This window comes from Rhodococcus rhodochrous, from assembly GCF_014854695.1.
Taxonomy (GTDB): domain Bacteria; phylum Actinomycetota; class Actinomycetes; order Mycobacteriales; family Mycobacteriaceae; genus Rhodococcus.
Genome location: NZ_CP027557.1, coordinates 4,529,615 through 4,555,672, shown reverse-complemented (window position 1 = coordinate 4,555,672; position 26,058 = coordinate 4,529,615). Strand labels below are relative to the sequence as shown.

Here is a 26,058-nt window from a genome sequence, read left to right as displayed (position 1 = left end):
ATGCTCGAACGTGAGATCGGCTCTGAATTCGAGCCCGTCAGTGACGCCTTCATTGGTCGTCCCACGTCCCCTCCGTGGGTGCACGATTCAGAACCGGCGTATCTCTCGGCGGGTCGCCAGGCGCTGACGGCGGTGGCACGGAAGCTGGCAGCAGACGGTTGGACATCGCTATACATGCCGCTCCATCATTGCCGGACCATGGCAGTTCCTTTCGAGAGATGCGGCATGCGTATCGAGTATGTAGATGTCGACGAGTCGATGATCATGTCTGCCGGAGCGCTCGAGAGCACCATCGATCGCCTTGGCGTTGCGCCGGTCCTGCATTCCGAAACATTCGGCGCAAGGACGCCGCCCGCTCTTGAAAAAATACTGAACTCAATCGAACAATCGGGCACCCCTGTAATCGCCGACGAAACGCATTCGATTCTTCAATCGCGGCCGAGTTCGTTCACATACAGGATCGCTAGCTTGCGGAAACTGCTGCCATTGCCTGACGGAGCGTACGTATTCGGTCTTGATTACATGCAGCCCGACCGCGAGCAGGGAGGGCTGTCCGAGGTCGTCGGTCTACGGCTCACCGCCGCGGAACAGAAGGCTGCATACCTTCGGGGCGATCGAAATGACAAAGCATTTCTAGACATTTACGCGCGGGCCGAGAATATACTCGACGAGTTCTCTGACATTCTGCCGATGAGTAGGCAGTCTGAAGTACTTTTGGCTTCCCTCGATTACGAATCGTTGTCCCGCCGTAGAGAATCGAATGCCACGTATCTCGCTGCAGGACTCGACGACATTTCCTCGATCCGAATTGTTAACCGAGAGGCCGTCACGACCGCGCCGCCATACTTAGTGGTTTCTTCCGACCGCGTTCTGGAATTGAGGACGCATCTGACCGCTCAAGGTGTGTACTGCCCGATCCATTGGCCGCCTCCAAAGGAGTCCGAATTGAGGAGGCGATGGAAGTCCCCGGTCCTTTCGATGCCGATTGACCATAGGTACAACCACCGCGATATGCAGCGAATTATAGATTTGATAGTCGAGTTTGAGAGGGGGCGCCGTGTTTCACGGTAAGTATGTAAATATACGGCCGATCGAACTAGGTGATCAAGAATTTATCGTGCGTATGAATGCGGATCCTGAAGTGCGTTCGGGGGTTGGTGGATGGGAGTTCCCGAAATCGATCCACGAGCAGAAGCGGTGGTTCGAGTCCGGCTCTAGCGGCGGGACCACACAGCGGTGGATCGTCGAGAGCGCCGATGGAGTTCCGATCGGACTTGTCGGATTGTGGAACATCAACTGGCATGATCGAAACGCTGAAGTGGGTATCAAAATCGCTTCCGGTGTGTACCGCGGGAAAGGGTACGGAACGGATATACTTCTGAGCACGTGCACATACGCGTTTCACGAGGTCGGACTGAATCGTCTGTATGCGTCCATTCGAGCTGACAATAGAGCGTCGCTCAAGATTTTTACGACTCACGCCGGCTGGTCTGTGGAAGGGCGGTGGCGACACCATGTATGGCGGCAAGGAGCGTACGTCGATGTCGTGCACGTTGGTGTTCTCGCTTCAGAGTTCATAAATCATCCGTATTGGAAAGACTACTGCAAGCTCATTTCAGAAGGTCGAGTTGACGCGGACGGGGAAGGATCTGACGTTCGGTGAGAAAGCAGATGCTCTCGATTCTTTCCGGGAAAGCGAGGTTTGACCTCCTGAGGGAAGAAAATCGGCGATACCGAACCACCCAGGATCGGCTGGATATCGAAAAATTTCAAACGGAGCGCTTTAACAAGATATGGACTTACTGTATTCGTGAGGTCCCCTTCTATAGCTTCTGGCAGGACACGCACGGGTTGCCGGACAAGCTGTCCTCAATTCACGAACTCGAGTTCTTCCCTCCGCTCACCAAAACCGACTTACGCAAGCACAAGGACTTGGTTGCGCTGACAAAGGGAATCGTCGACTATTACACAACCGGTGGCAGCAGTGGGGAGCCGATCCGTATTCCTCGGGGTGCCGGTGAAGCCGATCGGATCTACGCCGGCATTTTTGCAGGACGCGGATGGAATGGCATTGAGCCGGGGGACACGTACGTACATATCTGGGGTCACGCGCATCTTTTAGGCAAGGGGCGAAGAGCGTTACTCGCCAAGTTCTCGCGTGACGTCAAGGACTGGGTTGCGGGCGGTACGCGCCTAAACGCTTACGTTCAGGACGTCAACGTTGCGGTGGAGTATTTGGAAATTATCGCGCGAAAGCGCCCCAAGTATCTCATAGGTTATACATCGTCGCTCGTCTGGCTCGCCGACAGCGCTCGTAAGCTAGGGATTGACAACTCTGCCTTTCCTGGTATCGAGGCAGCGATTGTAACAGGGGAAAGTGTTACGGACCGAGATATCGAAGTAATCGAGTCCGTGCTCGCCCGACATGTAATTATCGAGTATGGTGCGGCCGAGACGGGGGTGATTGCATATTCTCGTGGCAGCGACTCACAGCTCCACGTGCTGTGGCAAAATAACGTGGTGACAGCTGATAGCGCCTCTGAAGCGCAAGTTACGACGATTTATCCCCGGATATTCCCCGTGATTAAATATCGTTTGGGTGATGTTTTGGATACCCTCGGTACCGATAAAAATCTCCTTCAGATCGAGGGGGTCGCAGGACGTGAGGGCGACGTGCTGGAGTTGGCGAACGTGGACGGCGGAGTGGCACGGCTTCAGGTACGGGTATTCCGCCAGATTTTATTGAGAGTGCCAGAGGTATTGCAGGTCCAGTTCGTAGTTGAGCCGAGAGGTGGACTCCGCGTGCTTCTCCGCACCACCAGTCCCGTCGATTTGGAGTCTATTCGCAGTTATACTTTGTCTGAATTGCAGAAAGTTGCGGGAAGTATTGACGGAAGCGCGATTATTCTTGAATATTCGGACAAAATATTCAAAACCTTAGCAGGAAAATTCAGCGCGATTGTTTCGTACGAGGAGTGGAGTCGTGGTTAGCATTCAGAGCGGTCCACTCGTTGTCGCATTTAAGAGAGCATCGATTGTCTAAGCGTCGATACGCAGCCATCGGCCTGGTGGATCAGGTTCTCTCTAGCGCGAGCAACTCCTTGATCCTAATAGCGATTGCAAGGATATTCACTCCTGCGGAGTTCGGCACCTTCGCTGTGTGGTTTGCAGTTGTAGTAGGTTTGATGTCGACGTTACGAGGCTTACTCGGCACACCCCTTTCGCTGTTACAGGATCCCCAGCAGATCCGCGCGGAAGCCAGTTACGGAGTCGTTGTTGCATTTCTTGCTGGCTCGCTTTTGACCGCTGCACTCGTGGTTACGTCCTTGTTGACGGAAAGTCGTTATCTGATAATCCTCGCAGTCGCGGTGCCGATCGCTTTGATGCAAGATTGCCTGCGATTTGCCGCGATGTCGAAAATGCGTGCATCAAGCGCGCTTATATCAGACTTGTTGTGGTTCTTATTCTCCGCAGGCGCGTTGACTGCAACAGTCATACGGTCCGATGTATCGATCGAGGGCATTATTCTTCTTTGGGCACTCGGGGCGATATGTGGTCTCGCTTACCTCCTCTTCGTCCTCGGTGTGCGACCACGGTTCATTGGACTGGCCGGTTGGATTTCGTCGGGGTGGCGGACACGGGTCAGTTTCGCTGTTGACTATGGCGTCGCCGCAGTAAGTTCAGTCGTCTACATCTCAGTCATTTCTGTGATCATGGGAACAGTAGCGGCTGGCGCTCTTAGGGGCGCCGGAACGATCATGGGCCCGCTGAGCATCGTCTTTGGATCATTGCCCATGGTGTTGGTTCCGATTCTCGTGCGATCCGGAATGACGAGCCGGGCCACGGTCCGAAGGTACAGTTTTCTCGGTCTGGGGCTGGCACTGGTGGCGCTAAGTGTTGGCGTTCTTGGTTACTTGCTGCCCGGATGGGTAGGTACGCAGATCCTGGGGGAGACCTGGGTCGACACCCGAATGATATTGATTCTCGTCGGTATCGAGTACATGGCACAAGCCTTGAGTGCGGTAGCAAGGGCCCTGCTACGCGCGCAAGGTGCCGCGTCTGAGTTACTGAAGATCAGATTCGTATTTACGACGGCGATGCTTATTTCTGGCTTCACCCTGGCATGGACCGGGGACATCCGGTATGTCGCGTCCGGTATGGCGGCGGTCGCATGGATAAGTGCGATATACGCCATATATCTGACTTGGAGGGTTATGCACAAGAACGGATCTTCCCAAATCGCTTGGGCGCGTTTACGGTGGCCGCACACAGCAACGGCCGACTATGGTCGCCGTGTGCTGCTGGCTCCTCTGATATGGATGTTGCTTGGGCTTCTCGCAAACATCCCTAACGTGGTTTTTTACGGTTCCGACACATCGCAGGTTCTGATTTCGGCCGTCGGTATCGCGCATTGTTGTTACGGGTTCGTTCAAAATGGCGGTAACCGTATTTCTGTACCGGGCGTTTTCTTGTTCGGTTCCGGTTTATTTGTGTTTTTTCCGGGCGTCTATATGTATTATTTCGACCCCTTCAGTCACGGTCCGTTGGCTGCGATCTCAGCATTGAACATTGCGTATCTTATACAGGTAATCCTGTACCACTACGTTTGGAATAGGGGTGCGCGGACCCAGAGCATAGTCGAGAAAGACCCCGTTCGTTACACCGACCTTAGCTGGGGGGCCTGGGTCGGTGTGACTCTCGCGACTGTCGGCGTAATTGGATCTCTTGCGGGTGTAAGTCTGGCTGGTTTCTCTAACGCGGCCGCATTCTCGGGAATAATTCTTTTCTGCGTATCTGCATACCGAACGCCGAGGCGATCGTACAGTTGGATTTTGTATGTCTTTGTGGGAATTTTGTTCCTTGCGTACTCATCGTTTGTCTTCACCGGATTCGGAAGATTACAATTGGGAACCTTGGGCATAGCGATTGCCATGACGGTGTCCCATCGCTGGAGTCGACGTGGAGTGAAGATCGGAATCTTGCTCGCTGCGGCCCCGGTCCTTCTCTATTTGGCCCAATCTCGGGTTGAGTTCACCGCAAGGCTGAACCCGAACCAATCGGCAGATGCGGATGGATTCTCTTCCGTTGTTGGTCCCTTCGCTCGATTTGCGGAATCCCTGCATATCTATTCGACTGGCGGGTTGCCTGAGTTGGGCGGACTCCCGTACTTTGCATCCCTTGTCGCCCTGGTTCCGCGGAGTATTTGGCCAGAAAAGCCAGAGGGGTTCGGCGCGATGCTTGCTCAGTTTTTTCGTCCCGAGTTGAATGGCACAGGCCACTCCGAGGCAGCATTACACTACGGTGAATGGCTATTCTCATTCGGTCTCCTCAGCATGATGTACCTTGCGGTCGCTGTGGGGTTTGCAGTGTGGGCCTTGGACCGGTTAATGGTGAAGTTCACTTCAGCGTCACTTTGGGACCGACGTGGCATACTGACTGTCTCCGGGATCGTGATATTGGCCTCTGGAATACTCGACTTCGTATGGGGTGGCAGCTTCACCTTTGTGGCGCGAATCGGTCCACGGCTGGTGGTACTTCTCGTTCTGTGGCTAATCTTCGTCTCTGGTCCCGGCCGGCGATCCGTGCCAGATATTGAGACTGGCCGGCGCAAGGACAACGGTGGCCGTATTGAAGTCCACCGCCCCGCCTCGGGTAACCAATCTGACCATTGTCGGGCAGGGCACCGTCTGATATCGAACGTATGACTCCAGAATTTGGGTGACTTCAGAATTTGGGCGCGAAAATACTTGGGCGATTCGCTTGATGCTCCTCAATGATAACTTCGAAAATTCTTTTATTAGATGGAGAATAATATGACGGAACGCATTCTGATGTCATCACCCGACGTGGGCGAGCTTGAGGAGAAGGCCTTGCTTGAGGCTTTCCGGTCTGGGTGGATAGCACCATTAGGACCCCACGTCGATGCGTTCGAGGCGCGCGTTGCCGAACGAGTGGGACGTGACTTTGCGGTTGCGCTCTCTTCGGGCACCGCGGCCCTGCACCTCGCGCTTCTGACTAATGCCATAGGGGTAGGTGATGTCGTGATGTGCTCGACAATGACCTTTGCAGCCACTGCGAATGCGATCATGTATACCGGGGCTCGTCCCGTATTTGTGGATGTGGATGAGACCGGGAACATGAATCCGGAAATTCTGCGGGAAGCAGTTACGTGCGAGCTTTCTCGAGGTAGCTCGGTAGCGGCAATTGTGCCGGTCGATCTCCTCGGGAAGATCGCTGACTACGAATCGATCGAGGCGGTCGCTCAGGAGTACGAAATACCGGTTATTGCTGACGCGGCGGAATCGTTCGGAGCGTGGCGGTGCGGTCGTCCTGCTGGCTCCTTCGGTGATCACGCGATCGTGTCGTTCAATGGAAACAAGATCATGACGACCTCGGGCGGCGGGATGCTCTTGACGGATAGCGAGGACGTGGCGAGTCGAGCGCGTTACCTTGCGACACAGGCGAGGAAACCTGTGGTGCACTACGAGCACGAGGATGTGGGGTTCAACTATCGTCTTTCGAACCTGCTCGCGGGGCTCGGTCTGGCGCAACTCGACCGTTTGGACGAAATGATCGGGCGGAGGGTGGCGTTGCGACGTAGGTACCGTGAATTTTTCCAAGGTGTAGAGGGCGTTGAGGTATTCGGAGGAGACGACGGCGCTACTCCGGGGCCGGGAGCGGCCGCCGGTACGAAGGACAACTGTTGGTTGACGTCGATATACGTAGAGCCAACTAGCGCAGGTTGGTGCGCGCGAGACCTGATGAATTTCCTGGACTCGGAAAACGTCGAATCCAGGCCGCTTTGGAAGCCGATGCATATGCAACCGGTGTATAAGGATGCCGATTCGTATCTGGATGGGATGTCCGAACGACTGTTCGAGAACGGTCTTTCGCTGCCTAGCGGGTCCGCTCTGGCAGGACCCCAAATTGCCCGAGTGTTTGCCAGCCTTGAACGCTTCCTTACCAACGTTCGGTCACGGTGACGGCATAGTCAATGGAAAAGAGCGCTCTTCTCGGTGATTGATACGGCGAGGCGCTCGGGGCCCGAGGTCGCCCCATGGCGTGTCGATGGTGACCTCGGGCCGGAAAGGGTTTCAATATCGTGGGCGACGTGTTAACGGCACCTGAATTTTGACCCCTTTCCGGCATCTGAAAATCGTAAGGCCCGGGGACATCCCTGACACAGTGTTGTCAGGACACCGCTGACACTACCGATTCCGGTTCCTCGACACGAATCTTGCGCGGCCGCCCGCGCTTGCTGCCGTTGCGGTGATAGGTCCCGACGGGCCCGAGCGTCAGTTCCCACAGCAGCCGACCCGACTCGGTATGCGTGACGATGACCGTGTCGCCGAACTCGGCGACGGTGACCTGCTGCCCGATGTAGGCCTGTCCGATACCGAGCTTGCGTTTGCGGTAGCTGACCGAGCCGGCCTTCGATACCCGCAGGATCCGTGGTCCGCTCTTGCGACGTCGGGGCCGTACATCTCCCGCGGCGACTTTCGGTACCGCCTGAGTTAGTGATGAGGCTCAGCGAAGGTGCTCACTTGTGCTCGTCGAAAGTGCCCACTCGCGGGCGGGTTCACTGTAGCGGTTGTCGGGTGCCGGTGGTGGCTTGACGGAGCTTTTCCGACCGGGCGTGGTGGTCACGCAGCCGGTAGGAATCCCCGTCGAGGTTGAGTACCACCGACCGATGCAGGAGCCGGTCGAGCATCGCGGCGGCGACGGTCGTATCGCCGAGGACCTCACCCCACTCTCCGACACCCCGGTTGGTGGTGATGATGATCGAGGTCTTCAGATAGCGTTGCGCGACAACCTGAAACAACGCGGATGCGGCCTCGCCGGGCAGGGGTAGATAGCCGAGTTCGTCGATCACCAGCAGCGTCGGGCCGGCGTAGAACCGCATCGTCGTCGCCCACCGGCCTTCGATCGCAGCGCGGTGACAGCGGGCGGCCAGATCGGCGGCGGTGGTGAAGTAGGTGCGATAGCCGGCATGCGCGGCTGCTCGCGCCAAACCCACCGACAGGTGGGTCTTTCCGACCCCCGGTGGGCCGATGAGCAGGACGTTCGTCGCGGTTTCGAGGAACCGGCAGGTACCCAGTTCGGTGATCAGTGCCCGGTCGAGTCCGGGGGCGGCGTCGTAGTCGAAGTCCTCGAGACAGGCCGGGGTGGGCAGGCACGCGAACCGCAACCGCCCGGCGAGGCGGCGGGCTTCGGTGGCCTCGACCTCGATCGACAGCAGCTGTTCGAGGGCCGCGGTCATCGACAGTCCGTCCTTCTGGGCTCGGTCGAGCACCGACGGCAGCGCTTCGGCGGCATCGTGCAGCTTCAAGGTCGCCAGGTGACCGCGTAGCCGCTGATAGAGACTCGCCGTGTTGGTGGGCGTGGTGGCGTCGGGGGTGCTCATGCCAGAGTGTTCCTTCCGCGGGCGGCGCGCTCGTAGGCGGCCAGGTCGACAACCGTCGATCGCGGTGTCGTCGATGACAACTGACGGTCAGTGGTGTCGGTGCGCAATGCTGCTGCTGCAGTGAGGGCGTCGGGTCCGGGTGGGATGCGTTCCTTGCGGCGGTGTGGCCGGCCTCCGGCCATGGCGGCGGACATCGCGGTCTGGTCGAGGGCATGGACATGGCCGTGATCGCGCACGAGAGCGCCGGCCCCGTCCGGAGCGAGGCGGTGGCGGGCGACGGTGATGTGTGATGCGGTGACGATGTCGATCACCTCGTCACCGAGCCGCCGGGTGACGGTGACCTGCGCTGCGGCCAGTTCCGGGGGCACCGAGTAACGGTTGCCTCGGTAGGCCACCAGCGCCTGCCGTGACACGGTGCGGGTCTCGGTGACCGTCACCGGATACGGAACCGATGGCGGCGGTGTCAGGGGTTCGGTCGCGGCGATCGCCGCCACCGTCGATTTTCCTTCGGGGGCGCTCCGGGATCGGGTGTCGGTGCGCAGTGTCAAGGGACATGAGAGCGTCCCTGTAGGCGGACAGGTCATGTCCCTGCGCGCGGACAGCTGATCTCCCTGTCGGCGGTCAGCCGATCTCCCGCACCAGGTCAGGTCAACGGCATCACCCCGCGTCCGGCGGTGGCGTCCTGCAGCCGCAGTGAGGTGCCCTCGGTGATCACGACATGCGCATGGTGCAGCAATCGGTCGACGGCGGCGGTGGCTAGGGTCTTCGGCATGATCGTGTCGAAGCCGGACGGGTGGAGGTTGCTGGTCACCACCACGCTGCGCCGCTCATAGGCAGCGTCGACGAGACGGTAGAACGCCTCGGCAGCAGCCTGCCCCGACGGCAGCATGCCGATATCGTCGACGACGATCATCTCGGCGCGAGTGATGCGGGTGATGGTCTTGGTGATCGATCCGTCCACCGCAGCCCGCCCGATCGCGGCGGTCAACGATTCGAGACTGAACCAGGACACCCGCATCCCCGCGTCGATGACCGCATGCGCGAGTGCCTCGACGAAGTGGGTCTTGCCGGTTCCCGACGGCCCGCTGACCGCAAGATTCTCGGCACGCCCCACCCACTCCAACGTGGCCAGAGCGTGCTGGGTGGGTAGCGGGATCGACGAATCCGTCTCGCGCCAGGAGGAAAACGTCTTGCCCGCGGGAAGCCCTGCAGTTTTTCGGCGCATCGCCTTCGTCGCCTCATCCCGACCGCGGACCTCCTCGTCGAGAAGAACCTTGAGGACCTCGGTGGGATCCCATCGCTGCGCTTTGGCGGTGGCCAGCACCTCCGGTGCGGCGGCGCGGAGATACGGTAGCCGCATCCGTTTGAGGACGGCGATGAGATCGTCGGGTAGTGGTGGTGCAGAGGCGTTCATGACCCGACTCCGGTTCCGGCGGCACCGAATCCCGCCCAGGCCGCGGTGCCGGGTTGGACCGAATGAGCCTCGTCGGCGACGACGAGCCCGGTCTCGGCTGCGGTGGCGGTGTGATGCGCGACGATCGCCGGCAGATCACCGTCGGCGAAGCGGCCGGCCTCGGCCGCGACCGCCAACGCGGCATCGACGGCGGCGGCGCCGACAAATGCGGCCAACTCGACCGCGCCGGTCATCTTCGCCCGGATCCGGACCGTCCCGGCCGCCGACGCGGCGATCAACCAGGTGTGCGCACCGGGGCCGAGGTCGAGGAACCGGGCCTCGGCCGCGGAGCGAGCCTTCGGGACCGGCGGCTTCGGTGACCCGTCCGGATCCTGCGGATGATCGGGATAATGCGCCGGGTCGATCTGCGGGTTGCCCGGTGTCGAAAGCAGATGCCGGACAACCTCACTCAAACCCCGTCTGTTCTCAGCCCAGTCCGGAACCCGGGGCAGGGCATCGAGATCGGCCACGACGACCAGTTCGGTGCCGGCAACGCGCACCCACACTTCGGAGCCGACCAACCCGGGCGGGGTCGAATACCGCACTGACCCGAAGCGGATCGTCTGGTCGGTGCCGACACTGCGGGTGGTGCCCAGTGCCAGGGTGTGCGGGCTGGCCGGCAGGGTGTGCAGGCGGGCGCGTTCCTCGGCCACCGCCTCGGTGGGGATGCGGGCGCTTTCGCGGTGCCGACGGCCGTTGACGGTGGCGCAGAACCGCTCGCAGGCCGCCTCGAGTTCGACGAACGACACATAGTCCGGCAGCAGATTCGCGTCAGTGGGCACCAGATCGGCCTTGGCGATCTTGACGGTTGCTTCGCTGCCGCCCTTCGATTCCGGATCGTAAGGGATGCAGGTGTGCACGGTCATGCCGTAGTGGCGGGCGGTCTCGACGATCTGCGGATGCCGCACCGGGATTCCGGCGATGTGATCGATGCTCACGGTGCGCGGATTGTCGGTCAACGCGTAGGTCGGGACTCCGCCGAAGCGACGCACCGTGGCGTCGAGACACGCGATCAACGTCGGCAACGTCTGATCCCAGACCGGGATCACCACCCGGTAGCGGGACCATGCCAACCAGGCGCAGAACAACAAGGTCGAGCGTAGAACCCCGCCCGGGCCAGGAACTTTCGGGCCGTCGCCCCAGTCGAACTGCATCCACAACCCGGGCTCGGTGATCCACGGTCGATAGGTGCGGCGATGGCCGGCCTGCCATGCTGCTTTCACATCTGCGACGGCGCGTCGGGTGGTGCGTTCGGTGCCGTCGAAACCGAGATCGACGAGGCGTTCGTGGACGATGTCGGCGCGGACCTTGCCTTTACTGCGCTCGACCCATTCTTCGATCTTGGGCATGTAGTCGTCGATGATGCGTGGCCGTCGCGACGGGCCGGTCAGCGGCATACCGGCGTCTCGGGCGGCGACGTAGCGTCGGACGGTTTTCGGATCGACCCCGGCCAGCTGCGCTGCGGAGTGCGCGTTGCCGGTGGTGTCGTAGGCCTCGAGAATTTCCATGATGTCCCTGTCAGACTTCTTCATGCGTCCCTCCGGTGGGAGTTGCTCGTAGGTGGTCGAAGACCTCGAGCAAAACCCCGGAGGGGCGTCTGTGTCAGGACCGACACACCGCCGGCCCCCGTGTCCATCGGAAGGGAGATCAGCTGTCCGTCAGCAGGGACGAACCTGTCCGCCTATAGGGAGATTGGCATGTCCGCTTGCACGCAGGCGGCAGAATTCGTTCAACCTCGTCTGCGCCTGCTCGACGGTGACCTCGTCCGGCAGTGTTCGCCACCATCTCTGCGCCGCAGTCAGATTCGCTTTCTCGACGACGCCTTTGCGGTTCCCGGCCCGAGGCGGGCAGATCGCAACCGAGACGCCGTAGTGTTTGGCCGCGCCGGCGAACGAGGCGGTGACCTTCCCGCTGTCGGGGTGACAGACCGTGGACATTCGATCGAACCGCCAGGTACGGGTCAGGCCGCCGAGTTCGCGGACGATGCGGTCGAGACCGTCGATCAGATGCGGTTGGGTCATCGCCGGGGCGAGGACCCCACGCCACCGCCCGGAATGCGCCAGCGATCCGACCAGCAGATATGCGGTCTTGCCCCACGCCCAGGAGACGGGCGGGTCCGGCAGCTCGAGCCAGTCCCATTGGGTTTCCGCCCCCGCCGGATGTTCGATGACCGCGTTGGGGCGGTCGGTCGCGCACGCGCAGGCTTGGCAGACGGGCCGGAGCTTGCGTTGCCGGATCTGGCGGGTCAGCGTCTGATACGAGGCGGTGTAGCCGAGGTTTTCGAGTTCGTCGCACAAGGTCCGCGCCCACAGGTGCGGATCCTCGGTCAGACGAGCGGTGACGTAGTCGACGAACGGCTCGAACGGATCCTCACCAGCGGGTTTACGGACCCCTGGGGTGGTGGTGCCGTTCAGATAGTTGCGGATCGTGCGCCGGTTTCGGCCGGTATGCCGGGCGATCGCCGAGATCGTCCAGCCTCGTTTGTGCAGTGCGTGGATCTCCACGTCTTCCTCCCATGTCAACATGAGAAAGCGGGTCTCCTTCGGGGTGCTGGTGCGTGGTCAGAGACCACCAGCATCGAAGGAGACCCGCCCTCATCGGCGGAGCCACACGGGTGAGCACTTTCGGTGAGCAGGACTGAGCAGGATCAAGGAGCGCCATCATTAGGACATTACTGGCCGGTATAACCCCTCCTGAGTTAGGACATTACTGGCCGGTATAACCCCTGACGAGGCTTTCACCTGCGCATTCACTCCGTCGCCGAAGCGGATCGGGACACTAAGCAGGTAGGTTCGGACAGTGGCATTCGTGCGGAAGGTGCGTACCGCATCCGGGGCGGTGGCGGTGCAGGTCGTGCGCAAACACCGCGGCCGGCACGAGATCCTCGCCCACGTCGGGTCCGCGCACACCGACGTCGAGCTGGGCATTCTGCTCGAACGAGCCCGCCAGCTCCTGCACGGCGATCAAGGCATGCTCGACCTGGATGTGCCGACGCCCGTCGAGCAGATCGCCGACGTGGCCGACTGGCGGACCGGTCGACTACCCGGCCCGACCACGAGCAAGGGCGGCGAGCTCGCCGGCGCGGGACGAACCGTGCGCACCAGCGCCCGGTTGCTCTACGACGTGCTCGCCTTCGTCTACAACCGGCTCGGCTTCGACGTCCTCGACGATGCGGTGTTCCAGGATCTGGTCATCGCCCGGATCGTGGAACCGACCTCGAAGATCGATGCGCTGCGCGTTCTCGAAGATCTCGGTTCGAATCCGGTGTCGTACAAAACGATTCGGCGTCACCTTGCGCAGATCATCACCGGTGACTACCGCGATCGGATCGCCCGCCGCTGTTTCGAGTATGCCGCCGAAACCGGCGGGTTGGGGTTGTTGCTGTTCGATGTGACCACCTTGTACTTCGAAGCGGAGAAGGAAGACGACCTGCGCAAGGTCGGCTACAGCAAGGAGCGCCGGGTCGATCCGCAGATCGTGGTCGGGCTGCTCGTCGACCGCACCGGGTTCCCACTGGAGATCGGCTGTTTCGAAGGCAACAAGGCCGAAACCCACACCCTGGTCCCGATCGTGCGTCAGTTCCAGGCCCGCCACGACATCGAGGGTGTGGAGATGGTCATCGCCGCCGACGCCGGCATGCTGTCGGCGGCGAATCTGACTGCTCTGGATGAGGCGGGCCTGAAGTTCATCGTCGGTTCCCGGGTGACGAAGGCACCCGCTGATCTGACGTCCCATTTCCATTGGCACGGTGATGTATTCACCGACGGGCAGATCATCGATACCGTCACACCCCGGCACGCCCGCAGCGTGGTCAACACCGTGAAACGGCGCGCCGAACCGGTCTGGGATCCGGGACGGCATCCCAGCTCGTGGCGGGCGATCTGGCAGTACACCCGCAAACGTGCCGTCCGCGACAACCAGACATTGAACGCGCAGGAAGCGCGGGCGCGGGCGGTGGTCGAGGGCACGACGAAGGCCAAGGCCACCCGCTTCGTCAAGACCACCACCGCAGGTCAGCGACTCGACGACGCCGCGCTGGCACGAGCTCGATCGCTGGTGGGCTTGAAGGGATATGTCACCAACATTCCCGTCACGCGCATGGAACCGGGCGAGGTGATCGGCAAGTACCACGACCTATGGCATGTCGAGCAGTCGTTTCGCATGTCGAAAACCGATCTGCGGGCCCGGCCGATGTTCCACCGCACCCGCGACGCCATCGAAGCGCACCTGACCATCGTGTTCGCCGCCCTGGCTGTGGCCCGCTGCGCCCAGGACCAGACCGGTGTGGCGATCGCGAGACTGGTCAAGCAACTGCGGCCGCTACGGACCTCCACCATCGCCATCAACGGTGCCGTCCAGGACTTTCCGCCGCAGATCCCGGCTGCCGAGCTGGAGACTCTCACCCGTCTCGGGTTCGAATTGGGACACTAAGCCAAATGTCCTAACTCAGACATCCCATGGCGTATCTGTGTCAAGCCGCGGTTTGCGTCGTGACTTGGGGCCACGCGGTGTTCTCGTCGTAGACCGTGCCGGTCTTCACACATCCGTGGAGAATCCCGACGAGCCGGTTACCGAGCTGACGCAGCGCGGCATGATGGCCGACCTCCCGGGCTCGCAGCGCGTCGTAATAGGCACGAGCGCCCGGTGAGGTGTTCATCGAGCAGAACGCCCACTGGTGACACGCATCGGCCAGGTGCTTGTTGCGGGCGTAACGCGCTGACACCGTCTTCCTCTTTCCCGATGCTCGGGTTATCGGGGATGTCCCGGCGTAGTTCTTGCGGGCCTTGGCATTACGGTATCGGTGCGGATCGTCGCCGAATTCTGCGAGCACCCGGGCGCCCAGCACGTCCCCGAGTCCGGGACAGCTGCGGACGATGTCAGCGGCCGGGTGCCGACGAAAACTGTGCTTCACCTCCTGCTCGAGCTCGTCGATCTGCACGTTCAGGTGCTCGAGCATGCGGGCTTGTCCGACGACGACGATCGCGTAGGCATTTTCGATCTCAGCGGGTTGCCGCAGCGCCGGTGCCCGCAGCGCATCGCGGATGCGGGTGGCCTTGGCGGTGCGGTCCCCGCGCCGGTGTGCCCGGGCGAGTTCCGCGGTGATCTGCCCGGTGGTCAGTCGTGCTGCGCGATCCGGATCGGGGGCTTTCTGCAGCAATGCCAGGGTGTCCGGGGCAGCGAGGTTGTCGAATGCGGTCAATGCGGCCGGGAAGTACTCGCGTAGCGCCGACCGCATCCGCTGCAGGTGTCGGGTCCGATCCCAGATCAGGCCTTGGTGGGCGCGGGTGAGCAGTTTCAGGGCTTCGACCTGTGTGGAGTCCCCGGCGATTTGGCGGTGATGGTCCCGGTCCACCCGGATGATCTCGGCGAGGACATGGGCATCGCCGGCGTCGGACTTGGCTCCCGAGGTGCCGTGCCGCTCTCGGTACCGTGCTGCCGACATCGGATTGATCACATACACCTGGTATCCGCAGGCCAGCAGTGCCGACACCCATACTCCACGATCGGTTTCGATCCCGACGACGACCGCACCATCGGTGGGGACATCGGTCCCGATACCGTCGGGGTCGGTATCGAGATGTTCGGCTATCACCTCGTGCAGTCGGGCCAACCCCTCGACGCCTTCCGGTAGCCGCATCCGTGCCAGGCGGCGACCGGTGTCGTCTTCGACCTCGATGTCGTGATGTCCTTCTGCCCAGTCATCGCCGATGAACAACATGGCGCGAACCTCCGAACAGGCTGCTATTTAATATTTTTCGGTCGGCAGCGGAGGAAAGCAGTCGGCGACCTAATGGCTCGAGTACTCACCGACACGCACAGCGGCGGGGTACGTCATCCCATCAGCGATCACCACTTCCCTCACGACCGGCGGGTACACGGTCTGACTTCAGACATCGGGGTTCCCTCGATGGGAGTCCGTGTCGGGTCAGAGGAGTGTTGTCCCGTCGGCCGCTACCTTCACCGACCTTTCCACAGTCGGGACGTGGTCGGTAGCTCCCATTAGGTCCGATACCGAGCTTGCGTTTGCGGTAGCTGACCGAGCCGGCCTTCGATACCCGCAGGATCCGTGGTCCGCTCTTGCGACGTCGGGGCCGTACATCTCCCGCGGCGACTTTCGGTACCGCCTGATACGCCTCGGCGGGAGTGCGTTGGTCGAGGCTGCGGCGTGGTCGCTCGTGGTTGTACTGCCAGCGGAACGCATCGCACAGCTGCTGCAACTCCTCGACGGTGTGTGCGGGACCGTGGTCGGCGTAGAACTCCTTGAAGGTGCGGTGGTAGCGCTCGAGCTTGCCGCAGGTCTGTGGATGCCTTGGCCGCGAAGACAACTGGGCTATCCCCAAGGCGGCGAGCCGCCCTTGGAAGTACACGGGCTTGTGTCCCTTGCCGGACTTGAACTGCAGACCGTTGTCGCTGATCAGCTGTCGTGGTGCGCCGTGCTCGTCGATCGCGGTTTCCATCGCCCGCCATGCCGCGTGGGCGGTGAATCTGCGGGCTGCGGTTGCGCCGATCGCGTAGCGGGCGTGGTCGTTGAGGATGTCGACGATCCAGGCCTTCGAGCCGTCGGCGAGTACGACTTGGGTGCCGTCGATCTGCCACAGATCGTTCGGTGCGTAGCGCTCGAACCACCGCCACGTCCGGGGTGTCCTCTGCGTTTGCGGTGTCACCAGGCCGTGGCGTTTCAGGATCCGGTGGATCGTGGAGATCGCCGGCGGCCGCACCATCCCGGCTCGGACGAGTCGAGTGTGGATGGTGCGGGCGCCCCATCTCGGGTTGTGGGTGCGCATCTCCACGATCCGTGCCTCGACCTCCGGATCGGTCTGGTTCGGTGAACTGTGCGGACGGCGCGACCGAGGCTGCAGCGCGGTGACGCCGTCGGCATCGAGGCGTCGGCGATAGTCGTAGAACGACTGTCGGGAGACGCCGTAGCGGCGGCAGGTTTCGGCGACGGTGATGCCGTCGCGCAGTGGGGTCAGCAGGATCTCCAGCCATCGTTCGTTCACGGTCATCGCTCGCACCCTCGGAAGGGTGTCAGGGATGTCCCGCGCACGATCTGTCAGCTATGTGTCCGGGCCTTACAAGCCAGGATCGGTGGTCAGGGGGTCAAGATTGAGATGCCATACCGTGGTCAGTTTTCACGTGCCGTCGACACGACGCGCCGGGCCGCTGACTATTTGCCGCATACCGTTGTCCATGGCCATGAGAAAGTCCCCACTGGTGGCCGAGTAACGGTCCCCACCGGTGGCCAGATGAAAGTCCCCGCCTCGTGTTCGTCGTGATTCCCACCGGAACACCAGGCCTGAGCGGTGAAGGTGAAGGTGCCACCCAGTCACCTGTCACCGCCCAGGGAGTTCCATTGAAGTCTGCGAAGGACCGCATGGACATCATTTCCGCCTACCGCGAGGTCGGCACCTACCGAGGCGCCGCCGAGATGTGCGGCACCACCCACAAAACCGTCCGCCGTGTCATCGAACGATTCGAAGCCGGCGACACCCCACCCCCACGACAACCCCGCCCCCGCAACTACGACACCGTCACCGAGATCGTCGCAGAACGCATCGCCTCGTCCCGAGGCAGAATCTGAAGCCAAACGCCTGCTCCCCATCGCCGCGGCCGCCGGATACACCGGCTCGGACCGCAACTTCCGCCGCCTCGTCGCCGACGAGAAAACCAAGTGGCGCAAAAACAATCACCGCGGTCGCCGCCCCGCCGTGTGGACACCGGGTGAATACCTGGTCATCGACTGGGCCACCCTCGGTGCCGGCCTGCACCTGTTCTGCGCGGTGCTGGCGTATTCACGGTGGCGGTTCGTCGCCTTCGCCACCGACGAACGCGCCGCCACCACCTTGACGCTGATCGCCGAGGCCCTCGCCGCGATCGGCGGGGTGCCCACCAAGGTCCTGGCCGACTTCGATGGCCTGCCTCAAAGGCGCAGTCGTGGCGAACGTGGTGGTCCCGACCCCGGACTACGTGCGGATGGCCACCCACTACGGGTTCCGTCCCGACTTCTGCCACGCCGCCGACCCCGAATCGAAGGGCGTCGTCGAACACCTCGTCGGCTACGCCCAACGCGACCTGGTCGTCCCGCTGCTCACCGACGCCGACCTGTCCGGCCGACCGGTGGACCTGGCCGCCGCGAACGCCGCCGCGAAGGCCTGGTGCATCGAGGTCAACACCCGGGTGCACACCGAGATCGACGCGGTCCCCGCCCAGCGCCTGCGCGAGGAACAGGCCGTGCTCGGGCCGCTGCCGTCGCTGCGACTGCAGATCGGGCCGCCACCGGTGACCCGCAAGGTCGACAAGCTCTCCTGCATCCGCTTCGGCTCGGCCCGCTATTCGGTGCCGACCCGCCTGATCGGGGCCACCGTCACCGTCACCGCCGGCGAGGGGCGACTGCTGATCGCCGACCCCGCCACAGGGGAGGTCGCTGCCGATCACGCGCTCACCGCCCCGGGCACCGCGTCGATCCTCGACGAGCACTACCCGACCCCACGACAGGCTCCCAGTCGTGGTCCGCGACCGAAAACCGAAGTCGAGAAACGATTCTGCGCACTCGGTCCGGTCGCCGAACAGTTCCTCGTCGGTGCCGCCGCGGCCGCCAACACCCGCCTGCCCGCCGAACTCGCGGTGCTCCTGGACCTGCAGGCCGCGCACGGCACCGATGCCCTGCTCGCCGCCCTGACCCGGGCGGTGGCGTTCCGGCGGTTCCGCGCCGACGACGTCCGTTCCATCCTCGACGCCGGCGCCGGGGTTCCCAACCCCGCCCCGGCGGTGAGGCGCTGGTGCTGGACCTGCCGACCGCCCCGACCCGATCTCTCGACGCCTACGCCGTCACCCGAGAGGAGACCGCACGATGAGCAGTTCGAGCACCGCCGTTCCGCCGGCGGTCGCGGCGTTGCCCGCCGACCTCGACGCCGGTCTGCGCCGACTCAAACTCGCCACCGTCCGCCGCACCGCCGCCGAGGTCCTGCAGACCGCCAAGACCCAACGCTGGACTCCGGAGGAGGTGCTGCGCACCCTGATCGAAGCGGAGTTGGCCGCCCGCGACGCCTCCAACATCGCCGCCCGACTCAAAGCGGCCGCGTTCCCCGTCGCCAAGACCCTCGACAGTTTTATCGTCGCCGAGTCCTCCATCCCACAAGCCACATTCGACTACCTGATCGGTTTGGAATGGGTTCGTTCCCACGCCAATCTGGCGCTGGTCGGCCCGCCGGGTACCGGAAAATCCCACACCCTGATCGGGTTGGGGATCGCGGCCGTGCACGCCGGGCACAAGGTCCGCTATTTCACCGCCGCCGACCTCGTCGAAGCCCTCTACCGCGGCCTGGCCGACAACACCGTCGGCAAGACCATCGACACGCTGTTGCGGGCAGATCTGATCATCGTCGACGAGGTCGGGTTCGCGCCGCTGGACGACACCGGCACCCAGTTGCTGTTCCGACTCGTCGCCGGCGCCTACGAACGCCGATCCCTGGCGGTCGCCTCGCACTGGCCGTTCGAGCAGTGGGGCCGGTTCCTGCCCGAACACACCACCGCCGCCGGCATCCTCGACCGGCTCTTGCACCACGCCACCGTCGTGCTCACCGACGGTGAGTCCTACCGGATGCGCCAAGCCCGACACGAACGAGGTGAACGCCCCTGACCCCAACCCCGAACACCCACGAGGCGGGGACTTCCACCTGGCCAAGAGCGGGGACACCACGATGGCCGTTGACAACCGTTTTCAAAGCGACTCGATCAGGCGCCCCCGAAACTTACCAGCCTAAATGGGCGACTTCGAGGGCCAATCTGGAAGCCAACGAACGGGCATAGGTTGCAGTTAAGTGATTGTCGTCGCGCCATACTAGGACGCCGCCGATGACGGGCGCACACCGATCCGCGGGGCAGATCGCATCCAGAAGGTCAATCAAGGTCGCAGAACTGGCTGCCGCTACCGTTTCCTGGGTTCTATCGCGGCGGAGGATCGCTTCTTCCCGCGGAAGCGCGCATCGGGATAGCGTGGTCCGGTTGGCATCAACACACTCCGCAATATTGACCGGGAACGAGGGAGTATCTCGCAGGATGACGATTTTCGATCCTGAATCCCTGATCTTGCGCAGCGTCGATATAGCCCCATCCGTAAGCGCTGCCTGACCATTCTTCGAGAATTGGGCGTAATTGCTGTATGAGACGAAGAGGACATCTGGTTTCAAGACGTATTGTAGCTCGGTCAATGCGTTATCGTGCCATTCGGCGCACTGCCAGTAGTCCGATTTATCCGAGTAAGTTAGTGGTGCGTCGAGGAACGGACAGGCGCTTTTCGTGCCCACCCGGAGGCTCCATCCTCGATCTTTGGCAACCTCCTGAAGTGCAGGCATCCACTGGCCGGCGTGGGAATCCCCGACGAGTGCGACCTTGACCCCACCTTCACGGAGTCCATATTCGCATGTAGAAAACGTCGTCTCCTCACGTAAGGCGTGACAACCGTCTTTGAACATTGGCGGTACGTCGGTGCTGGCGCGGTTTGGGTCGGGCAGAATGCTCTCGCTGTGGTCGATTGGGGCACCCACGGATGACGGCTCACTCGAATCTCTCAGCACCTCGGCGCCCAGTGGTTGCTCCATTCTGAGCACCCTGGAATCGGACGCAACTTGAGGGATGTAGGCAGTCGACGACGAGATCTCGGGTGGACGTCCCACGTTCAAGGCTAGTGACATTGCCATTATCGCTGCCGTTGCCATGCTGCCGAAACCGACAAGGTATGAGTTCGAATTCGACCTGGCTATCCATTCCGAATGTCGCACAGGGTTTTCTACGTATTTGTACGAAGCCCATGCTGGGAGGAAAGATACGGCTACAAGAGCAAGCCCTTCCGGAACAGTGAGTGAACGAGTCCCGTGTGTGAGTGTATGTCCGCCTATGACGATCAGAGGCCAATGCCATAGGTATAACGAGTAAGACAGTCCGCCGATCCAAATCATTGGCCTCACGGTAAGTAGCCTCTTAGGGCCGAGGTTGCCTGCAGTCGGAGTAAAGGCGATCAATAGAGCGGTGCCAAATGTAGGAATCAGTGCCACGGCGCCTGGGAACGGGACCGAGGACGTGAGCAGTATTGAGGTCGCCCCAACTGCTAGTAGACCTGTCCACGCCATCAGCGCCGAAAGAAAAGCTGGGACCCTCTCGAGGCAAGTAATCGAAACCGCCACCAATCCGCCCACCGCGAGTTCCCAAAGCCTTGTAGTAGTAACAAAGTAGGCCTCGTTGGGGTTAGTCTGAGTGAGGTAGATGGACCAAACGAGCGAAGCGATGAATGTAACGCTCAGCAGACTGACGACAAGCGGTCGCACGGATGCCATTCTTCGGGCTACGAGTGGCCCGACTACGGCGAGTAGCAGTGGCCACGCAAGGTAATACTGTTCTTCGACGGAGAGCGACCAAAAATGCTGCACCGGGCTCGGCGATATACCTTGCTGGAGATAATCGACCGATGACTCGGCCAATCTCCAGTTGGAGACGTAGAAACCCGCAGCCAGGATGTCGAGTCCAATATCATACAGTCTTGACGATGGCAGGAACAGCCACGAGCCCACGGCAGTAGCTACGAGAACCAGTGCGCTAGCTGGTAGTAGCCGCTTGATTCTGCGGCGGACGAATTTCGCGAATGCAACACTTTTTCTGGACGACAACTCGCGGTAGAGGATTCCTGTCATCAAGAATCCTGATATCACGAAAAATATGTCCACACCAACGAAGCCGCCCGGAATTTGAGTTAATCCCGCGTGCCATGCCAGTACCAAGAGTACGGCAATGGCACGAAGACCCTCGATGTCTCCACGATAGTGAGGTGTAGCAGTTGATTTCGGAGTGCTTCCCCGCCATCGTGCAGTGCTTGTGGGCATTCATCCCCCTGATCGATGCAACCGTGCGTGATGTGGCCGTTAGCGACCGGGACCACTTGTAGTGCCACGTTGGCCTACATCACGTGTCCGCATAATCATCGGGAACTTCTGAAAAGTGTTACATGCTCAGGCGGCCGAGGCGCATGATGGCAAGACGAGTCCGGCCGAGATCCTCGGATACGTCAGCGCAGCCATAGCAATGAAGCAGACGCCCTAGACTTATCCCGCCGCTGGCGGATCGTCCGCGCCCTCCTCGTTCGGGGTGTTTGCCGGTGTAAGAGGCTACTTTCGGTTAGAAGGCGACTGGGTTCCATGACGTGGTAAGACCGGCCGGATCACTCCACAGTTACCGACTTCGCAAGGTTTCTGGGCTTGTCGACGTTGTACCCGCGCGCTTGTGCTACCTCGGCAGCGAAGATCTGCAACGGGATCGTCGACAGCAACGGCTGAAGTAACCCGGAGGTGGACGGGATTTCGATGAGGTGATCAGCGAACGGAGCCACGGTCTCATCTCCCTCGCTTGCGATCACAATCGTCCGGGCACCCCTCGCCTGTACCTCTCGGATATTGCTCAAGATCTTCGAATGCAGGATTGGGTGGGTCTTGGGAGAAGGGACCATGACAATGATCGGTAAGTCTTCTTCTACCAAGGCGATCGGACCGTGCTTCAGCTCTCCTGCCGCGAATCCCTCCGCATGCATATATGCAAGTTCCTTAAGTTTGAGCGCGCCTTCGAGCGCTACCGGATAACCGACGTGGCGACCGAGGAACAGAATCGTGGACGATTCCGAATAGCGTTGTGCAAGCTCGCGAACGGATTCGACGGACTCGAGCAACCGCGAGATCAGTTCGGGCACGGCCTCGAGATCAGCGAATTCCCGAGCAATGTCTCCGGGCGACTTGGTGCCCCGGGCCTGAGCCAGGGCGAGACCGACCAGGTAGTTCGCAGTGACTTGAGCAAGGAACGCCTTCGTGGAAGCGACACCGATCTCCGGTCCGGCATGGGTATACAGCACGGCATCTGCTTCACGCGGGATTTGAGAACCATTGGTGTTGCACACCGCGAGGACACGTGCTTTCTGCGCTTTCGCGTGCCGGACCGCTTCAAGAGTGTCGGCCGTCTCGCCGGATTGGGAGATCGCCAGGACGAGGGTCGAGGAGTCAAGGACCGAATCTCGGTAGCGGAACTCACTCGCAAGTTCTACCTCGACGGGGAGCCGTGTCCAGTGCTCTATTGCGTACTTTGCCAGTAGTCCGGAGTGGTATGCACTACCGCAAGCGACCACGAAGACCTTATCGACCTCACGTAAATCCTGCTCTGCGAGACGCTGCTCATCCAGAACCACTCGACCGTCGATGAAATGTCCGCGCAAGGTATCCGATACGGCGCGAGGCTGTTCGGCGATCTCCTTCAACATGAAGTAGGGGAAGCCGCCCTTCTCTGCAGCTTCGAGATCCCAGTCGATAACGAACGGGCGAGCCACGCTGGGTGTTCCGTCGAAGTTCAAGACCTCGAAACCGTCGGTACGAGCGACGACGGCCGTGTCTTGGTCCAATTCGACTGCATTACGTGTGTGTTCGATAAATGCTGCAACATCCGAAGCGATGAAGGTTTCGCCTTCTCCGACACCAACTACGAGAGGTGTGGAACGTCGCGCGGCAACCACTGTGTCTGGGTGATCGGCATGTGTGAATACCAGTGTGAAGGCACCGACGAGGCCGCGGACTACCGACAGCACCGATTCGACGAAATTGCCCGCCGTTTCCGGGCACGAGAAGTACGCCCTCGATACGAGATGAGCGGTAACTTCGGTATCGGTTTCGGACTTGAGTTCAACCCCTGCCGCGAGCAACTCCTCTCGTAGAGCAGCGAAGTTCTCAATGATCCCGTTATGGACCACTGCGATCTTGCCGGTCTCATCGAGGTGGGGATGGGCGTTGCGATCCGATGGGCTGCCGTGGGTGGCCCACCGGGTGTGGCCAATGACTGTTGACCCCTGAAATTCCCCGCTGCCGCGTACGGCGATGGCCGCTTCGAGGTTGGCCAATTCGCCGGCTTTGCGCTCGATGATGAGATTGCCTGTTCCGTCGGCAATAGCCACGCCAGCGGAGTCGTACCCCCTATATTCCATACGCCGAAGCGCTTCGACGCCAACTTGTAGGCCTCCACGGCTCCCGACGTATCCGATGATTCCACACATAACTCGAATCATACAGTGTGCGTGTGCAATTCGCGCATCGGAAAGCTGTGACAAGAAAACGGCACAAGGGTAGTCCCGCCGAGTTCGAACCGAATTGACGGGATGTTTGTCGTTGCGCTAATCCGCGATCCTATTTTGCAGCATCAATCCGCGCGCAATCGGTACCGACCGTGACGCCTACGCCATCGCGTCCGGAATCGGCTTAACTCCTCCCCTATAAGCCGATGGTCCCTCAGTGATTCTGAATCATCCTTCGCAGTTGGGTACGTCGACGACCACCTCGGGATCATCCACAAGTGGCTGCACGGGTACCCGGGCTACGCCAGGTGCTGTGGGCTCAGACAATTCAAACACGACCTCCGCAGTTTCGCTGGGCGGGATGCGGAACTGCAGCGAGAAGACAGGGTGGCCCCGTTCTTGCCCCCGCGATGCAAATATGGAGGTTCCGTTGACGGTTACTTTTTCGAGTTCTGCACCGTGCGTTGCGAGTAGCGATAGGTCCGTCAGGTTTTCTCCCGGCTGCACGTTCAGTGACGATGAGTATGCGCCCGCTACGTAACGCGGCAAGTCTCCGTTGGGTGCACTGTTGTTAAGTGAAACGCGCACAATGGACGACCTGGTCTCGCCCACGCAGGCTCCGGCGGTGTAGTGGATCGCGCGTTTGAGATAGTAGTCCATCTTGTTTCCGGCAAGGTTGTTCACTACCACCCCTGCGTAAGGAGCTTCGTCGTCCGGGACAATGTGTCCGAGCTTCGTGGTTTCGAGGACTGCCTGTTCGTCTGCGTGCGAACTCCAGACTGCCAGACGACCTTCACTCGCGGCGCGGGCCAAAGCCGAAAGAAGGCCGGCGGGATTTTGAACCTCGGAGGTCATTCTTGCGGCGACCGTCTGCGCAACGGTCTGCAGGTACCGTTTGCGAGCCGTGTTGTCGCCAGCGAAACGCGTATACGCAGTCGACTCGGTCAGTTCGACGACGTTGGTGGCAGTGATCTTCTCGCCGTCGGGCAATGTCACAGGACCGATCGCGCCCAGCACGTAGCTCAGGGCGACTGGATCGGTTGCAATGACGCCGTCGACGTTGTCACCGGATTCCTGGCGCCAGATGGACTGCCAGATTTGGGCTGCATAGGGAAAGTGTGGGCTGACGTTGCTGTTTCCGAAGAACGTGGTTGGCCGGCTGTGACCGTAACGCTGAGTGAAGTCGCGCCCAAGGTCGATTGGCTCGTACTCGCCCTCGAGCAGATTCTGAGTAGTGGTCAGATCATCGATCTCAATCGCACCGGCATTCGCCCTGATCGTCCCGTATCCACCGAGCAGTCCGCCGGTGCCGCGCGCTTCCGCGTTGGTTTGGAAGCCGACGAAATAGCTACGGGGGCCGTCTGCCCCGAGCATCGCCGGTCCGATCTTCGCTGCCATCGACGTATTGCTCAATAGCCCTGTCAACTCGGAGACTTGGTTCTGCAGGTCGACGCGGGCATTGTCGATCAGCCCGATATAGGTACTGTCGACGCTTTGGGCCCGAGCGTTCAGATCGGCGGCGGCAGCAGCGGTCGATTCCAGGAGTGGGGCTGCATCCCGAAGGGCTGCAAGATTAATGCGTGCGCCGTCGAGGATCAATTGATTGGGTGAGACTGCGTTACCTGCATCGACCGCTGGCAGAAGAACCCTATCTGTGATATCGCTCACAATGGTGGTCATCTGGCGGACAGAATTGAATGGACTGCCGAGCAGTGGGACGGCGCTGACCATTCGCCACGGCGCCGAATCGACTGACCTTTGGGCGTTCTGAGCATAACGATCCGCGTCCCCGGCGACGGTTTGGGCCCTGTCGATATCACCTGCGAGGAGTGCGTCTTTCGCTTGCGTCGCGAAGTTCTGCGCCTTCTCCAGGTTCGACTTCGCCTGCAGGCCTTCGTAAGCCAGCAAGCCGATGAATCCAAAAACGACGAGTGCTCCTACGCCGCAGCCGATCTGCACGCGCCGACGCTTCCTGCGCTGTGCTGCGATCTCCTCGTCGGACAGTCGCCTGCGCACCTTGCGCCGATGCTCCTCGGATCGATCTGACTCGCCGGTAATATCGCTCACGCCGCTTGTGCCCCCTTCGTGGTTTCCGCTCGAGACGAT

Annotated in this window: 16 protein-coding genes and 3 pseudogenes; 8 read left to right on the top strand and 11 right to left on the bottom strand. The window is 61.2% G+C overall.

What is annotated here, in order from left to right; genetic code table 11:
* The 5 genes from C6Y44_RS20705 to C6Y44_RS20685 all read left to right on the top strand — a co-directional run bounded on the left by C6Y44_RS20705 (position 1) and on the right by C6Y44_RS20685 (position 6,983).
* Positions 1-1,071 carry an aspartate aminotransferase family protein gene (locus tag C6Y44_RS20705; protein ID WP_192378535.1) on the top strand — a complete coding sequence of 357 codons (1,071 nt, stop codon included), beginning with the start codon at positions 1-3 and terminating at the stop codon, positions 1,069-1,071.
* On the top strand, positions 1,058-1,663 hold the full coding sequence (locus C6Y44_RS28480) for a GNAT family N-acetyltransferase (RefSeq protein ID WP_192378534.1): 606 nt from the start codon (positions 1,058-1,060) through the stop codon (positions 1,661-1,663). The genes C6Y44_RS20705 and C6Y44_RS28480 overlap by 14 nt, the downstream gene beginning before the upstream one ends.
* Entirely contained in the window at positions 1,660-2,991 is a 1,332-nt protein-coding gene (locus C6Y44_RS20695) for a phenylacetate--CoA ligase family protein (protein ID WP_192378533.1), read from the top strand. The genes C6Y44_RS28480 and C6Y44_RS20695 overlap by 4 nt, the downstream gene beginning before the upstream one ends.
* 77 nt (positions 2,992-3,068) lie before the next feature.
* Positions 3,069-5,705, top strand: coding sequence for an MATE family efflux transporter (locus C6Y44_RS20690; protein WP_192378532.1), 2,637 nt, complete (start codon positions 3,069-3,071; stop codon positions 5,703-5,705).
* A 108-nt stretch (positions 5,706-5,813) separates the two neighbouring features.
* Positions 5,814-6,983, top strand: coding sequence for a DegT/DnrJ/EryC1/StrS family aminotransferase (locus C6Y44_RS20685; RefSeq protein WP_225623627.1), 1,170 nt, complete (start codon positions 5,814-5,816; stop codon positions 6,981-6,983).
* Positions 6,984-7,579: 596 nt separating this feature from the next.
* On the opposite strand, the gene istB (C6Y44_RS20680) is transcribed toward C6Y44_RS20685, so the two are convergent.
* The 5 genes and pseudogenes from istB (C6Y44_RS20680) to C6Y44_RS20660 all read right to left on the bottom strand — a co-directional run.
* Complete coding sequence (istB, locus tag C6Y44_RS20680; RefSeq protein WP_192378530.1) at positions 7,580-8,404, bottom strand: IS21-like element helper ATPase IstB; 825 nt, start codon at positions 8,402-8,404, stop codon at positions 7,580-7,582.
* Positions 8,401-8,898 (bottom strand): Mu transposase domain-containing protein, encoded by a 498-nt coding sequence (locus C6Y44_RS20675; protein ID WP_404817772.1) that lies wholly within the window; start codon positions 8,896-8,898, stop codon positions 8,401-8,403. Before C6Y44_RS20675 ends, istB (C6Y44_RS20680) begins: the two co-directional genes overlap by 4 nt.
* A 149-nt stretch (positions 8,899-9,047) precedes the next feature.
* On the bottom strand, positions 9,048-9,818 hold the full coding sequence (istB, locus tag C6Y44_RS20670; RefSeq protein ID WP_159418243.1) for an IS21-like element helper ATPase IstB: 771 nt from the start codon (positions 9,816-9,818) through the stop codon (positions 9,048-9,050).
* Complete coding sequence (istA, locus tag C6Y44_RS20665) at positions 9,815-11,389, bottom strand: IS21 family transposase (RefSeq protein ID WP_318653652.1); 1,575 nt, start codon at positions 11,387-11,389, stop codon at positions 9,815-9,817. The genes istB (C6Y44_RS20670) and istA (C6Y44_RS20665) overlap by 4 nt, the downstream gene beginning before the upstream one ends.
* A gap of 141 nt (positions 11,390-11,530) precedes the next feature.
* Positions 11,531-12,382 (bottom strand): annotated as a pseudogene (locus C6Y44_RS20660) (IS21 family transposase); the annotation flags it as partial.
* 274 nt (positions 12,383-12,656) lie between these two features.
* Between C6Y44_RS20660 and C6Y44_RS20655 the strand changes: the two are divergent.
* Complete coding sequence (locus tag C6Y44_RS20655) at positions 12,657-14,288, top strand: IS1634 family transposase (protein WP_192378529.1); 1,632 nt, start codon at positions 12,657-12,659, stop codon at positions 14,286-14,288.
* Between the two features lie 40 nt (positions 14,289-14,328).
* Here the strand turns inward: C6Y44_RS20655 and C6Y44_RS20650 are convergent, their stop codons facing one another.
* Positions 14,329-15,576, bottom strand: a complete 1,248-nt coding sequence (locus tag C6Y44_RS20650; RefSeq protein WP_192378528.1) for an IS110 family RNA-guided transposase — start codon at positions 15,574-15,576, stop codon at positions 14,329-14,331.
* Positions 15,577-15,697: 121 nt separating this feature from the next.
* A complete protein-coding gene (locus tag C6Y44_RS20645) occupies positions 15,698-16,864 on the bottom strand; it encodes an IS481 family transposase (protein ID WP_192378527.1) in 1,167 nt (388 codons plus the stop codon).
* A 347-nt stretch (positions 16,865-17,211) separates the two neighbouring features.
* Here C6Y44_RS20645 and istA (C6Y44_RS20640) point away from each other — a divergent pair.
* Both istA (C6Y44_RS20640) and istB (C6Y44_RS20635) read left to right on the top strand, forming a co-directional pair.
* Positions 17,212-18,712: pseudogene (gene istA / locus C6Y44_RS20640) on the top strand (IS21 family transposase).
* Entirely contained in the window at positions 18,709-19,497 is a 789-nt protein-coding gene (gene istB, locus C6Y44_RS20635) for an IS21-like element helper ATPase IstB (RefSeq protein WP_024101627.1), read from the top strand. The pseudogene istA (C6Y44_RS20640) and the gene istB (C6Y44_RS20635) overlap by 4 nt, the downstream one beginning before the upstream one ends.
* A 112-nt stretch (positions 19,498-19,609) precedes the next feature.
* On the opposite strand, the gene C6Y44_RS28165 is transcribed toward istB (C6Y44_RS20635), so the two are convergent.
* The 4 genes and pseudogenes from C6Y44_RS28165 to C6Y44_RS20620 all read right to left on the bottom strand — a co-directional run bounded on the left by C6Y44_RS28165 (position 19,610) and on the right by C6Y44_RS20620 (position 26,019).
* On the bottom strand, positions 19,610-20,458 hold the full coding sequence (locus C6Y44_RS28165; RefSeq protein ID WP_225623841.1) for an SGNH hydrolase domain-containing protein: 849 nt from the start codon (positions 20,456-20,458) through the stop codon (positions 19,610-19,612).
* Positions 20,459-20,668: 210 nt separating this feature from the next.
* Positions 20,669-21,733 (bottom strand): annotated as a pseudogene (locus C6Y44_RS28475) (acyltransferase family protein); the annotation flags it as partial.
* A 335-nt stretch (positions 21,734-22,068) separates the two neighbouring features.
* Positions 22,069-23,934 carry a glutamine--fructose-6-phosphate transaminase (isomerizing) gene (gene glmS, locus C6Y44_RS20625; protein ID WP_192378525.1) on the bottom strand — a complete coding sequence of 622 codons (1,866 nt, stop codon included), beginning with the start codon at positions 23,932-23,934 and terminating at the stop codon, positions 22,069-22,071.
* Positions 23,935-24,180: 246 nt separating this feature from the next.
* Positions 24,181-26,019 carry a DUF4012 domain-containing protein gene (locus C6Y44_RS20620; protein WP_225623626.1) on the bottom strand — a complete coding sequence of 613 codons (1,839 nt, stop codon included), beginning with the start codon at positions 26,017-26,019 and terminating at the stop codon, positions 24,181-24,183.
* Positions 26,020-26,058 lie beyond the last annotated feature (39 nt).